Annotated in this window: 9 protein-coding genes; 3 read left to right on the top strand and 6 right to left on the bottom strand. The window is 64.1% G+C overall.

Annotation, left to right across the window (positions count from 1 at the left end; genetic code table 11):
- Nucleotides 1-4 precede the first annotated feature (4 nt).
- From SAZ10_RS24195 to SAZ10_RS24175, 5 genes are all read right to left on the bottom strand, one after another.
- Nucleotides 5-1,315: a dihydrolipoamide acetyltransferase family protein gene (locus tag SAZ10_RS24195; protein WP_318611952.1), complete on the bottom strand. Its 1,311-nt coding sequence runs from the start codon at nucleotides 1,313-1,315 to the stop codon at nucleotides 5-7.
- Between the two features lies 1 nt (nucleotide 1,316).
- Nucleotides 1,317-2,330: an alpha-ketoacid dehydrogenase subunit beta gene (locus SAZ10_RS24190; protein ID WP_318611951.1), complete on the bottom strand. Its 1,014-nt coding sequence runs from the start codon at nucleotides 2,328-2,330 to the stop codon at nucleotides 1,317-1,319.
- A 3-nt stretch (nucleotides 2,331-2,333) separates the two neighbouring features.
- A complete protein-coding gene (locus SAZ10_RS24185) occupies nucleotides 2,334-3,566 on the bottom strand; it encodes a 3-methyl-2-oxobutanoate dehydrogenase (2-methylpropanoyl-transferring) subunit alpha (protein ID WP_318611950.1) in 1,233 nt (410 codons plus the stop codon).
- A 462-nt stretch (nucleotides 3,567-4,028) separates the two neighbouring features.
- Nucleotides 4,029-6,230 (bottom strand): glycoside hydrolase family 3 N-terminal domain-containing protein, encoded by a 2,202-nt coding sequence (locus tag SAZ10_RS24180; protein WP_318611949.1) that lies wholly within the window; start codon nucleotides 6,228-6,230, stop codon nucleotides 4,029-4,031.
- A gap of 47 nt (nucleotides 6,231-6,277) precedes the next feature.
- The gene (locus SAZ10_RS24175) at nucleotides 6,278-6,856 is read right to left on the bottom strand and encodes a TetR/AcrR family transcriptional regulator (protein ID WP_318611948.1); all 579 of its coding nucleotides are present in this window, start codon (nucleotides 6,854-6,856) and stop codon (nucleotides 6,278-6,280) included.
- 201 nt (nucleotides 6,857-7,057) lie between these two features.
- Between SAZ10_RS24175 and SAZ10_RS24170 the strand changes: the two genes are divergently transcribed.
- The 3 genes from SAZ10_RS24170 to SAZ10_RS24160 are packed head-to-tail and all read left to right on the top strand — an operon-like array spanning nucleotide 7,058 to nucleotide 10,888.
- Entirely contained in the window at nucleotides 7,058-7,555 is a 498-nt protein-coding gene (locus SAZ10_RS24170; RefSeq protein ID WP_318611947.1) for a (2Fe-2S)-binding protein, read from the top strand.
- Nucleotides 7,552-8,622, top strand: coding sequence for a xanthine dehydrogenase family protein subunit M (locus tag SAZ10_RS24165; RefSeq protein WP_318611946.1), 1,071 nt, complete (start codon nucleotides 7,552-7,554; stop codon nucleotides 8,620-8,622). Before SAZ10_RS24170 ends, SAZ10_RS24165 begins: the two co-directional genes overlap by 4 nt.
- Complete coding sequence (locus SAZ10_RS24160) at nucleotides 8,612-10,888, top strand: xanthine dehydrogenase family protein molybdopterin-binding subunit (RefSeq protein ID WP_318611945.1); 2,277 nt, start codon at nucleotides 8,612-8,614, stop codon at nucleotides 10,886-10,888. Before SAZ10_RS24165 ends, SAZ10_RS24160 begins: the two co-directional genes overlap by 11 nt.
- Nucleotides 10,889-11,249: 361 nt before the next feature.
- Here the strand turns inward: SAZ10_RS24160 and SAZ10_RS24155 are convergent, their stop codons facing one another.
- Entirely contained in the window at nucleotides 11,250-12,818 is a 1,569-nt protein-coding gene (locus SAZ10_RS24155) for an NAD(P)/FAD-dependent oxidoreductase (protein WP_318611944.1), read from the bottom strand.
- Nucleotides 12,819-13,265: the final 447 nt, after the last annotated feature.

Below are 13,265 nucleotides of genomic sequence, written 5' to 3'. Positions count from 1 at the left end.
CCGCTCAGCCCTCGACGAAGATCAGCGCCGGCGTCTCGAGCAGGGCCTTTATGCGCTGGATGAAGACCGCTGCGTCCCAGCCGTCGATCACACGATGATCGAAGCTCGATGAAAGATTCATCATCTTGCGCGGGATGAACTGCGTGCCGTCCCAGACCGGCCGCACCATCATCTTGTTCACGCCGATGATCGCGACCTCGGGATGGTTGATGACCGGCGTCGTCGCGACCCCGCCCATTGCGCCGAGCGAGGTGATGGTGATGGTCGAACCGGATAGCTCCTCCCGTTTCGCCGTGCCGTCCCTTGCGGCTTCGCTGAGCCGCGCGACCTCGGCGGCGCAGTCCCAGATGTCGCGGGCCTCGGCATGGTGCACGACCGTCACCAGCAGGCCCGACTGCGTCTGCGTCGCGATCCCGATATGCACGCCTCCATGACGATGGATGACCCCTGCCTCGTCGTCATAGATCGCATTCAGGGCCGGCTGCTCGGAAATCGCCCTGACCATTGCCCGCATCAGGAATGGCAGCAGAGTGAGCTTCGGCCGGCCGGCTGCCTTTTCCTTGTTGAGCGCGGCCCTAAGATCCTCGAGCGCCGTGACATCCACCTCCTCGACATAGGTAATGTGCGGGATGCGCGATTTCGCCAGCGCCATCTTCTCCGCGATTTTGCGGCGCAACCCAACGACCTTGACGTCCTCGACGGCGGTGTTGGGCGCGAGGCCAGTGGGCCTGGCAACCTGCCGGCCGCGGGCGAGGAAGGCGTCGATATCGTCATGCGTGATGCGCCCGGCGGGACCCGTGCCCGGGACCTGGCGCAGATCGACGCCGGCTTCCTTCGCGCGGAGCCGCACCGCGGGCGCCGCCAGCGGCCGCTCGCCGGCATCGCGTGCCGGCCCGGAGACGGGCAGGCGCGGCACAGGCCTCTCGAGAGGTGCCGGTTCAGGCTCAACTTCAACCAGGGAAGCGGTCTTCCCGGCGGATTCGGCTCGCAAGTCGGGGACATTTTGCCTGGACATTTCACCCTTGGCGGGCTTGGCCTCGGCAGGTGCCTCCTTCACGGCAGTATTGCCTTCACCAGCCACCTTCAGCCGCACGATCGGCGAGCCAACCGCAACTGTCTCGCCGATTTCGGCGCCGAGCCACAGCACCTCGCCGTCAGTCGGCGACGGGATTTCGACCGTCGCCTTATCGGTCATCACTGCGGCAAGGACGGCATCCTCGCGCACAAGGTCGCCGACCTTCACGTGCCATTCGACAAGCTCGGCCTCGGCGACGCCTTCGCCGACATCCGGAAGCTTGATGACGTGCTCCCCCATCTCAACCCTCCATTATCTCGGCCAATGCCCTTCCGACGCGCGCCGGCCCTGGAAAATACTCCCACTCCTGCGCATGCGGGTAAGGTGTATCCCAGCCGGTCACCCGGGTCACCGGCGCTTCCAGATGGTAGAAGCAATGCTCCTGGACGAGCGCCGCGAGCTCGGCGCCGAATCCGGACGACAGCGTCGCCTCGTGCACGACCACGCAACGGCCCGTCTTCTTCACCGAGGCCACGATCGTCTCGAGGTCGAGCGGCAGCAGCGTCCTGAGGTCGATGATCTCCGCATCGATGCCTTTATCCTCCGCCGCTGCCTGCGCGACGTAGACCATGGTTCCGTAGGCGAGCACTGTCACCGCGGCACCGGGCCTGCGGACCACCGCCTTACCGAGGGGGATCGAAAAGTGGCCGTCCTCGACCTCGCCTAATTCATGCTTGGACCAGGGCGTCACCGGCTGGTCGGCGTGGCCGTCGAAAGGTCCGTTATAGAGCCGCTTCGGCTCCAGGAAGATGACCGGATCGGGATCCTCGATCGCCGCGATCAGCAGGCCCTTGGCGTCGTGCGGATTGGACGGAACTACGGTCTTCAGACCGGAAACGTGCGTGAACAGGGCTTCCGGGCTCTGGCTATGGGTCTGGCCTCCGAAAATGCCTCCGCCTGTCGGCATCCGGATTACGATCGGACAGGTGAAATCGCCGGCCGAGCGGTATCTGATGCGCGCTGCTTCCGAAACGATCTGGTCATAGGCCGGGTAGACATAGTCGGCGAACTGCACCTCCACGCAAGGGCGCAGCCCGTAGGCGGCCATGCCGATCGCCGCGCCGACGATGCCGGATTCGGAAATCGGAGCATCGAAGCAGCGGCTCTTGCCGTATTTCGCCTGCAAGCCCTGTGTGCAGCGGAAAACGCCGCCGAAGAAGCCGACATCCTCGCCGAACACGACGACCCGCTCGTCACGCCCCATCATCACGTCCATGGCGTCGCGGATCGCCTCTATCATGGTCTTGCGCGGCATGGGTCAGACTCCTGCCTGCTGGCGCTGGCGCCGAAGATGCGGCGGCATCTCGGCGTAAACGCCCTCGAACATGTCGCGCGCCGACGGCTTGCCACCGGCATGCAGCGTGCCATGGCTTTCGGCTTCTTTCTGCGCGGCGATGACCGCGTCGAGGATCTCGGCCTCGGCCTGCTTGTGCCGTTCCTCCGACCAGACGCCGCGCACGATCAAGTGGTTTTTCAGCCTTATTACCGGGTCGCCGAGCGGCCAGGCATCGGATTCGGCCTTGGGCCTGTAGGCGGAAGGATCGTCTGAAGTTGAATGCGCGCCGACGCGATAGGTCACGTGCTCGATCAGTGTCGGGCCGAGATTGCGGCGCGCGCGCTCCACCGCCCATTTCGCAACAGCATGCACGGCAAGATAGTCGTTGCCGTCGACCCGCAGCGATGGAATGCCGAAGCCTAGCCCACGCGCCGCGAAAGTGCCCGCACCACCGCGTGCAATGCCTTGAAATGTCGAGATCGCCCACTGGTTGTTGACGACGTTCAGAACAACGGGCGCCTTGTAGGTAGAGGCGAAGACGAGCGCCGCATGAAAGTCGGATTCGGCCGTCGAGCCGTCACCGATCCAGCCGACCGCAATGCGCGTGTCGTTGCAGATCGCCGACGCCATGGCCCAGCCGACCGCCTGGATATATTGCGTCGCCAGATTGCCGGAGATCGAGAAGAAGCCGTGCTCCTTCGAGGAATACATGATCGGCAGTTGGCGGCCCTTCAGCGGGTCTGCCTCGTTGGAATAGATCTGGTTCATCATCGTGACCATGGGATAGCCGCCGGCGATCAGCAGGCCGGCTTGCCGATAGGTCGGAAAATTCATGTCGCCGGGCGCCAGCGCCTTGCGGAATGCGCAGCTCACCGCCTCTTCGCCGAGATGCTGCATGTAGAAGGAGGTCTTGCCCTGGCGCTGCGCCATCAGCATGCGCGCGTCGAAAGTCCTCAGCGTCATCATGTGACGCAGCCCTTCGAGCAGCTCCTCGTCCGAAAGCAGGCCGGCCCACGGCCCGACCGCGTCGCCCTCGCGGTTCAGCACGCGAATGATGGAGAAGGCGAGGTCGCGAATCTCGCGTGGATCCACATCGACTTCCGGCCGCGGCACGGAGCCGGCCTTGGCGATCGGCACGTTCGAGAAATCAGGCTTGTCTCCCGGCCGTACCGCCGGCTCCGGCACGTAGAGACTCAACCGCTGATCGTCCAACATGATCCGCCTCCCTGTTGTGCGCCGGATGCCCATGGCTTCTAAGAGCCAAGTTCCAGCATTCGAAAAAGCTGCCGATGTCGACAGTATCCTAGCAGTCAATTTGGTCGCGAGACAAAGCATCGCGATGTGTGGGGGTGGCCGGAGTTGGGGCTTACCGCAGAAAAGTCGGCGGGACAGCGCCCCCCTCTGTCCTGCCGGACATCTCCCCCACAAGGGGGGAGATTGGCCTTCACAATTGGTTTCGCCAATCGCCGATGTTGCAGGTTGGCGAAATCAAAGCGGCCGTCCGATCTCCCCCCTTGTGGGGGAGATGTCCGGCAGGACAGAGGGGGGCAACGTTGGGCGCTCAGGTTCTGCGAGCTCCGATGCGCGGCGTTAGGCGTATTGCCCACAACGCAGTTCGACGTTGCCGCGCAATGCGACTAAGCTGCTGCTCGCCGAAGCTCTTGCAGAGCCGCCCACTCACTCGATGGTCAGTTCTGCCGGAATGCCGTCTTTCGAGCTCCCGGCGATCCAGACCTTCAGCTTGCCGGGCTCGACGACGTCCTGCATATCGATGTTCCAGAACGCCAGCTCGTCGCGTCCGAGAGCGAATTCGACTGCCTTGGTCTCACCCGGCTGAAGCGCGACCCGTCGAAAACCCTTGAGCTCGCGGACCGGACGGGCAACGCTGGTGCCGCGCTGGCTGATATAAAGCTGGACGACCTCCTGGCCCGGACGAAGGCCGCTGTTGGTCACTTCTGCGGAGATCTTCACCTCAGCCTTGCCCATATCCAATTCAGCTGCGGAGTAGGAAAGAGCTTCGAGCTTCACGGGTCCATAGGAGAATGTCGTGTAGGAGAGCCCGAAGCCGAACGGGAAGAGCGGTGAATTGGCCTGGTCGATGTAGCGCGACGTGTATTTCGAGGCCGAGCCGATCGAATTGGGATCGAACTCGCCGGGCAGCGGCCGTCCGGTGGAGAGGTGATTGTAATAGACTGGCAGCTGCCCGACCGAGCGCGGGAAGCTCGCCGTCAGTTTCCCGCTGGGGTTGCTGTCACCGTAGAGGGTGCGCACGAGCGCTGGCCCCGCCTCCACGCCCGGGAACCAAGCCTCCAGCACCGCTGCGGCCCGCTCGACTGCTCGGGTCAAAACCAGCGGTCGGCCGCTGAAAAGCAGAAGCACCACCGGCTTGCCCACGGCCGCCACCGCCTCCAGGAGCTGCTCCTGGTTGCCGGGCAGGTCGAGTTCGGTCCGCGAGGCCGCTTCGCCCGTCATGGTCGGCGCATCTTCGCCAAGGGCCAGGATCACGACATCGGCGCTGCGAGCTGCCTCAATGGCTTCCGCAAATCCGCCGTCGGCCCCTCCTGATATTTCAGTTCCTTTTGCGTAGGTGACGTCAGCGCCAAGTTCTTTCGCCAGCACGCTACGCAAGGTCACCACGTCGGCTTCCTCGCCTTTGGCGCTCCAGCCGCCAAGCATGTTTCCGGCGCTGTCGGCCAGCGGGCCGATCAAGGCGACGCGGGCGCCGCGTTTGAGCGGGAGAATGCCGTCGTTCTTCAACAGCACGAACGACTTCTCCGCGGCTTCGCGCGCCGATTGCCGGTGGTCGGGCGTCAGCATCTTTTCGGGCGCAATCCTCGCATAGGGATCCTCGAACAGGCCCATCGCGAACTTGACGCGCACGACGCGCCGCACAGCTTCATCCACTATGGAGACCGGCACCTTGCCGGCTGTGATCTCATCGGCCAAAGCCGTGCGATAAAGATCACTTTGCATGTCCATATCGACGCCGGCCACGATCGATCGACGTGCGGCGTCCGCGCCGTCGATCGCCGTGCCGTGGGCGACCGTCTCGGCGATCGCCGTCCAGTCGCTGACCACGAAACCCCTGAACTGCCATTCCTTGCGCAGGATCTGGCCGAGCGTGAACGGGTTGGCCGATGCCGGAACGCCGTTCAGCGCATTGAAGGCGCTCATCACCGTCGCCGCGCCTTGCTCCACGCCTGCCTGGAACGGCGGCAGGTAGACATCGCGGAGCAGGCGCTCTGGTATCTCGGTCGTGTTGTAGTCGCGCCCGCCTTCAGCTGCGCCGTAGCCGACATAGTGTTTCAGGCAGGCAAGCAATGAGGTCGGGTCGCTCAGCGATTCGCCCTGATAACCGCGCACATAGGCGCGAGCCATAGCCGATCCGAGATAGGGGTCCTCGCCGGCTCCTTCGCTGATGCGGCCCCAGCGTGGATCGCGGGCGATGTCGACCATGGGAGAGAAAGTCCATCTTACGCCGTCCGCGCTGGCTTCCATCGCCGCAATCCGCGCCGCCCTTTCGACAAGCTCGGTATCCCAGGTCGACGACAGGGCAAGCGGAATTGGAAACGTGGTGCGGTAACCGTGGATGACGTCGAGCCCGAAGATCAGCGGGATTTGCAGCCTCGATCGCTCGACAGCGATCTTCTGATAGCGATTGGCCTGCTCGCCTGTCACATTTAGAAAGGAGCCAATCTCTCCGGCTGCGACCATTTCCTTGTAGTCACGGCGGCCGGTATCCGGGCCTGTCTGCATATTGCCGGAGTATTGGCTGAGTTGGCCGAGCTTCTCTTCCAGCGTCATCTGCTTCAAAAGCCGCTCGACCCTGGCCTCGATCGCCGGATCGTCGGACCAGCCGCCCGCCCATACGGCCGGCATGAACAAAAGCCAGGCAAGGAGAACGATCGGGACCCGAGCAAACCGCATCAGCGTGTGCACAGACCGTCGACGAAAATGTCGACCAGGCGTAGAGCGCTTTTCTGCCAATCAGGCTGCTCGTGAATGTAGCACATGCCGATCAGCGCCCGCAGCAGCTCCTCGGGCGTAATATCGGCGCGGATGTCGCCGGCCGCAATCGCGCGGGCAAGCAGCAGGCCGACGGCCTTCGTCAGCCGATCAAAAGAATAGGCGTAGAGTTCCGACGTGCCGTGAGCGGCAAGCGCCAGCGCCGCCAACATTCCTCGCTTCGTCGCAATCAGCCGGACATTGGCATGGAGCCAGCGGCGCAACGCTTCGACGGGCCCGGCTTCGCCCGCCAATTGCTCCGCAAGATCGCTGAGCTGATCCACCTCGTGACGATAGACGGCCTCGAACAGCGCCTCACGAGTGGGGAAATGACGATAGAGCGTCCCGATGCCGACACCAGCTTGCCTGGCCACCGCTTCCAGACTGGCGTCCGGGCCGCCTGCAGCAAAGACAGCGGCGGCCGCCTCGAGAAGGCGCTCCCGGTTGCGCACCGCATCGGAGCGCGGCCGCCGCTCTGTTTTTTCTGAATGATCTCCCATCGGATTTAGATCAGCCAATCCCTTTCAGCCACAAAAACGGAGGCCGCCTCCGTTACCACTTGAAAAACGGAGGATACCTCCGTATAGTTATCTCTGCCATCCCACCGCTGCGGATGCCTTTGATCAAAGCGATCGGCCTGCCTGGACCCGATCCCGCCGCAGCTCCAATTTCTACATCAGCAACACTGATCGGAGTCTCCCATGAACTTCTCCATCAGCCTTATCGTAAACGGTGAACGACGAAACGTCGAACTCGATGATCCACGGGTGACGCTGCTCGACCTGTTGCGCGAGCGGCTTCACCTGACGGGAACCAAGAAGGGCTGCGATCGCGGCCAATGCGGCGCCTGCACGGTGCTGGTCAACGGCCGCCGCATCAACTCCTGCCTGGCGCTCGCGCTCAGCCATGACGGCGCCGAAATCCTGACGATCGAAGGTCTCGCCAAGGGCGGTGAGCTTCATCCGGTGCAGGCTGCCTTCATCGAGCATGACGGCTTCCAATGCGGGTTCTGCACGCCCGGTCAAATCATGAGCGCGATCGGCCTGATCCAGGAGGGACAGGCTGGTGACGACTCGGAACGCGTTCGCGAAGGCATGAGCGGAAATCTCTGCCGATGCAGCGCCTATCGCGGGATCACCGAGGCCGTGCTCGACGCACAGACCCGGCTCGCCAAGGCACACCGGAGGGATGCGGCATGAAGACGTTCGACTATGTCAGGCCGGCCACTATCTCCGAGGCGATCGCGGCGGCGGCCGTGCCGGGCTCTGCTTATCTGGCGGCGGGCACCAACCTTCTCGACCTGATGAAGGGCGGGATCACCCGTCCCGACCGCCTGGTCGACGTCACGCGGCTTCCTGGCCTCGACCGGATCGAGCGCCTGCCCGATGGCGGCGTCCGCATCGGCGCCCTCGTCCGCAACGCCGATCTTGCAAATGACGCCAATTTCGCCCGGTCCTATCCAGCCGTCGCAGAGGCGCTCCTGTCCGGCGCGTCGGCGCAATTGCGCAATGCGGCGACCGTAGGCGGAAACCTGCTGCAGCGGACGAGATGCGGCTACTTCTATGACCCGGCCAGCGCTTGCAACAAACGCGCACCGGGTTCCGGCTGCGATGCCCGCGATGGCGAGAACCGACTGCATGCCGTGCTCGGCTGGAGTGAGTCGTGCATTGCCACTCACCCGTCGGACTTCTGCGTGCCCCTGGTCGCGCTCGACGCCGTTGTCGAGATCGAAGGCAGGTCCGGAAGGCGCGAGATCGCGCTCGAGGATCTCCATCGTTTGCCCGGTAGCACGCCCGAGTTGGAGACCAGACTCGCGCCAGGCGATCTCATCGCCGCTGTTCGCCTGCCAGCAGAGGCCGCTTTTGCCGGCCATGCACGCTATTTGAAGCTGCGCGAACGGACCTCCTACGCCTTCGCGGTCGTGTCGGCCGCCGCTGCGCTCGACATCGAAGGCGGCAGGATACGGCAGGCCCGGATGGCTCTCGGCGGCGTAGCGCCCAAGCCCTGGCGGGCTCGTGCGGCCGAAGAGGTGCTGGCTGACTCGGCGCCGGATGAGACGGCATTTCGCCGTGCCGCCGAGGCCGCGCTCGCTGACGCGAGGCCCAGCGGCGACAACGCCTTCAAGATCGAGCTTGCGAAACGTATCGTCGCGCGGACGCTGACACTTGCCGCGGCAGGAACGCCCGAGCGGCTCCCTGCCCTCCCGGCTTCTCCCTTCTCTTCCATTCCCGTCACTTCCATTCCTGGGGCGCACCATGACGCTTGAAATCACCCCAATCCATGCCTCTCCCCACATCCGACATGGCTCGAATGCCGGTCAGCCACTCACGCGCCGTGACGGCATCCTCAAGGTCACCGGCGCCGCACGCTACGCCGCAGACAACAACCCTGCCGGGATGCTCTACGCCGTTCTGGCCGTCAGCAGCATCGCACGGGGCCGAGTCACATACCTCGACCTCGATGCCGCGAAGGCGCATCCGGGCGTAGTGGAGGTGATGACCCGCGCGAACAGGCCGCCGCTCGCCCTGGATCCCGACGCGAAGACGACGCCCTTCAGTTTCCGCTTCGAAGCGCTGCAGAACGATCTGGTGCGTTATGCCAATCAGCCGATCGCGGTCGTGATCGGCTCCACGCTCGAGGCTGCGACAGAAGGTGCTGCGCTGCTTGCGCCGCGCTATGAAGCCGAGCCCGCCCGAACCGGACTCGACAGCACCGAGAGCTTCGTTCCGGCGGCCGTCAGGCTGATCAGCCCGCCCGAGGAACGCGTCGGCGACGTGGAAAAGGGTCTTGCCGCAGCAATCACGCAGGTCGATGCAACCTACGAGACGCCGGCCCAATATCACAACGCCATGGAGCCCCACGCGATCGTGGCCACATGGGAAGGCGACGCGCTGTCGATCGACATGCCGACCCAGGGGCTTGCCCTTTCGCAAGCCCGCATTGCCGAAATCTTCGGCCTTGCGATCGAAAATGTTCACATCCGCAGCCCTTTCCTCGGAGGAGGCTTCGGCTCCAAGGGGGTCATGTCCGGACCGATGGTGCTCGGCATCCTGGCGGCGCGCCTGGTCGGCAAGCCCGTGAAGCTCGTGCTTCGCCGCGACCAGATGTACGGCCCAGTCGGACATCGACCGCCAACGCGCCAGAGGCTGCGCCTCGGTATGGATGGCGAAGGCCGGCTGACGGCGCTCCACCATCACGCCAAGACGGTGACAAGCACGTTCGACGACTTCGTGGAGCCTGCCGCAGAGGCTTCGCATGTGCTCTATGCGAGCCCAGCAATCGCGACCACGCATGAAGCTTCGCGGATCGACATAGGCACGCCGCTCTTCATGCGCGCTCCGGGCGAGGCTTCCGGATCAGCTGCGCTCGAGGGCGCGATCGACGAGGCGGCGTGGGCTTGCCGCATGGACCCGCTCGAATTTCGCCTCAGGAACTATGCCGAGGTCGAGCCGATCTCCGGCAAGCCGTTCTCTTCGAAAGCGCTGCGCGAATGCTATGCCGAAGGCGCCAGGCATTTCGGCTGGTCCGCGCGGCCGCTCGAGCCACGGCAGATGCGCGACGATGCTGGTTTCCTGGTGGGGTGGGGCGTCGGCACGGCGACATTCCCGGCCCTTGTGTTCCAGGCAAAGGCGCGGGCAGTGCTCAAGCGCGACGGGACGGGCCTGGTCGAGACAAGCGCGGCGGATATGGGCCAGGGCGCCTGGACCGCGCTTGCGCAGCTTGCGGCCGACAGCCTCGGGCTAGATATCGACGAGGTCGAGTTCAGGGCGGGCAGTTCCGACCTTCCCGATGCCGGCATCGCTGGCGGCTCGGCGCATACCGCGACGGCCGGCACGGCAATCCACGCTGCCGGTGGCGACGTCATCTCGCGGCTCGCTGAGCTGGCGACGCGCGATGAGCGCTCTCCCCTGTTCGGCGCCGGCAATGCCGGCGTGCTTGCCCGCGGCGGCCGACTTTTCCGCCGCGATGACGAAAGCCGCAGCGAGAGCTATGCCGACATCCTCGCTCGCGCCGGGCTCGCCGATATCGAAGGCCGCGGCGAAGGCGCCAGAGACCCGAACGCGGCGGAAGCGTATGCCATGCACTCGCATGGCGCCGTCTTCGCCGAGGTCAAGGTCGATCCCGACCTCGGCCAGGTCCGGGTGACGCGCCTTGTCGGTGCATTCGCGGCCGGGCGCGTCATCAATCCACGGCTCGTCCGCAGCCAGTATTACGGCGGCATGATCTGGGGCGTGTCCTTCGCCCTCCACGAACGCGCCATCGTCGACCACCGCTCCGGTCGTGTCCTCAACGCCGATCTCGCCGAGTACCATATTCCGGTGAATGCCGACGTGCCGTCGGTGGAAGCTCTGCTGATCGAGGAAGACGACCCCTATGTGAACCCGCTCGGCATCAAGGGTGTCGGCGAAATCGGTATCACCGGAACTGTCGGAGCCGTCGCCAACGCGGTCTGGCACGCGACCGGAGTGCGGGTTCGCAGCATTCCGATCAGGATCGAGGATCTCGCGATGGGTGCGGAGTTCGCGGGGTAGGTTCGGGCGCAGGCGCGCAAGGGGTTCGCCCAACCGCTGGTGCGATGAATGTGCTTGACCAGATGGGGCGCGTCGCAGCGATCGAGGCAACCTATAAGCATGCGGGCATGCTCCGGCAACGTCGCGCCCTTCGAGTACCCCTCATCCGTCTCGGCGCTGCGCGCCGAGCCACCTTCTCCCACAAGGGGAGAAGGAGGAGCAAGGCATTTGCGTCTCCGCCAGTCTCCGACGTCAGCGATTTGCGGCGAGCTGAATGCCGAACTCCCCCTTCTCCCCCTGTGGGAGAAGGTGTCGCCGAAGGCGACGGATGAGGGGTACTCGAAGGGCGCAACGTTGCAGAAGGCAGCTCGTGCTCGCCCCACTACCCGGCACGGCGCGTGAACGTCAACACGCCGTCATCAATCGAGCCGAAGCGCAGCGACAGCACGTCTTTGGCGTAGTTCTGGTACAGTTTCCAAGGCCGCCTTGAGCCCTGCTTCGGCAGCATGTCCTTGGCGCGCTGCATGTAGCCGGATGAGAGCGGCAGCGTCGCCTCCGGAATGATCGACGGATCATTGCGTGGAGTGCAGAACGCGTAGCCGTCGCGATCCATCTTGTTGAGAATCCGGCAGAGATATTCGGCAACGAGGTCGGCCTTGAGCGTCCACGATGCATTGGCGTAGCCGAAGGTCAATGCGAGATTCGGCACATCCGACAGCATGACGCCCCTATAGATCATGGTCGCGCCCGGGTTGACGTTTCTGCCGTCCACCAGAAGCTCGATCCCTCCCATCAGCCTCATCACAAGTCCCGTCGCGCAGACGATGATGTCGGCGGGGAGTTCCTCCCCGGAACGCAGCTTCAGGCCTGTTTCGCTGAAGGTCTCGATCTCGTCGGTGACGACCGAAGCCTTGCCTTCGCGAATCGCCTTGAAGAGATCGCCGTCGGGCACGAGGCAGAGCCGCTGATCCCAGGGATTGTAGCGCGGCGTGAAATGCTTCTCGACGTCGAACCCGGGGCCAAGCTCCTCCTCGGCAAGCTCGATGATGTACTCCTTCGCAGCTTCCGGCTTCCTACGTGCCGCATTGTAGAAATACATCTGCAGGAAGATGTTCTTCCAGCGCGCGAGCGCGTACGCCAGTCTCTCGGGCAGCCTCGAATAGAGCCAACTGGCGACGGAGTCTTTTGCCGGCCGCGCCACGATGTAGGTCGGCGAGCGCTGCAGCATCGTGACATGGGCGGCCTTATCCGTCAGCGCCGGCACCATCGTGACCGCGGTCGCGCCGCTGCCGATCACGACCACGCGCTTGCCGGCGTAATCGAGACCGTCCGGCCATTTCTGCGGATGCACGATTTCGCCGGCGAAGCGGTCCATGCCCGGCCAGCCCGGCATGTAGCCCGCGTCGTAATCGTAGTAGCCGCTGCATAGCTGGAGGAAACTGCAGGTGAAGGCCAGCGCCTTCCCGTCCGGGCCTGAAACCTCGAGTTGCCAGCGCGCTTCGCTCGACGACCACGACGCCCGCATTACCTTGTGCCGATAGCGAATCTTGCGATCGATGCCGTATTCCCGAGCGGTATCGCGGAGGTATTCGAGGATCGATGCGCCGTCGGCGAACGAACTCTCGCCGTGCCAAGGTCGAAACCGGTAGCCGAGCGTGTACATGTCGGAATCGGAACGGATACCCGGGTAGCGGAACAGGTCCCATGTGCCGCCGATCGCGCCGCGCGCTTCCAGGATGGCGAAGGATTTGCGGGGGCAGTCTCGCTGCAAATGGTAGCCGACGCCGATACCGGACAGGCCCGCGCCTACGACGATGACATCGAAATCGGTCTGATCGGCCTCAGGCTCGGCCACTGCCAGGTCCGGTCCCGTTCCGGCGAAGCCTGAAGCAAGCGCGCCAGACAATTCCAACGCGGGTGAGAAGACTCGCTCTCGTGCCTGCTCAGGCATTCCATGATCTCCCTTCGGGTCTATGAGTCACCGCAAAAGGATCTGCTTGCTTCGTCCTACCTCGCCTTGCCACCAGCAACAAAGGCTTGGCGACACACTACATGAGGCAGCCGAAAATCGGAAAGATCATGGCGATGGCATGGGTGCGCCAATAGACATTTTGGACTCGGCGCAACTGAAAGCTAGACCCGGAACTCATCAACTCATAACAAGAACAGCCTCGGGGGCACTCACGAAATCGGGCGAAATCCTGCTAATGGAGGCCGAAATGGTGTCTGCTGGCATGGCGGCAGGGTTCGAGATACATTAGCTGCTGGTCTCGCCCTGAGGGCGAGCACCTCCATGCATGGTCCGGCGCTTTTACCGCTTCGCTTGAACGGTCGTGAGGTCGACGGTGAGCGCGGGTCTATGGATGCTTCCAGATGGACAGCCACCCTACGAGCCCGA

Origin of the sequence: Mesorhizobium sp. BAC0120 (genome assembly GCF_033542235.1) — a bacterium.
Taxonomy (GTDB): domain Bacteria; phylum Pseudomonadota; class Alphaproteobacteria; order Rhizobiales; family Rhizobiaceae; genus JAWRCU01.
This window is presented reverse-complemented; position numbering and strand designations above follow the sequence as displayed.

Bases quoted from the DNA above. Each gene is read 5' to 3' on its own strand.
- SAZ10_RS24195 (WP_318611952.1), bottom strand. From the start codon at position 1,315: ATGGGGGAGCACGTCATCAAGCTTCCGGATGTCGGCGAAGGCGTCGCC.
- SAZ10_RS24190 (WP_318611951.1), bottom strand. From the start codon at position 2,330: ATGCCGCGCAAGACCATGATAGAGGCGATCCGCGACGCCATGGACGTG.
- SAZ10_RS24185 (WP_318611950.1), bottom strand. From the start codon at position 3,566: ATGTTGGACGATCAGCGGTTGAGTCTCTACGTGCCGGAGCCGGCGGTA.
- SAZ10_RS24180 (WP_318611949.1), bottom strand. From the start codon at position 6,230: ATGCCGGCCGTATGGGCGGGCGGCTGGTCCGACGATCCGGCGATCGAG.
- SAZ10_RS24175 (WP_318611948.1), bottom strand. From the start codon at position 6,856: ATGGGAGATCATTCAGAAAAAACAGAGCGGCGGCCGCGCTCCGATGCG.
- SAZ10_RS24170 (WP_318611947.1), top strand. From the start codon at position 7,058: ATGAACTTCTCCATCAGCCTTATCGTAAACGGTGAACGACGAAACGTC.
- SAZ10_RS24165 (WP_318611946.1), top strand. From the start codon at position 7,552: ATGAAGACGTTCGACTATGTCAGGCCGGCCACTATCTCCGAGGCGATC.
- SAZ10_RS24160 (WP_318611945.1), top strand. From the start codon at position 8,612: ATGACGCTTGAAATCACCCCAATCCATGCCTCTCCCCACATCCGACAT.
- SAZ10_RS24155 (WP_318611944.1), bottom strand. From the start codon at position 12,818: ATGCCTGAGCAGGCACGAGAGCGAGTCTTCTCACCCGCGTTGGAATTG.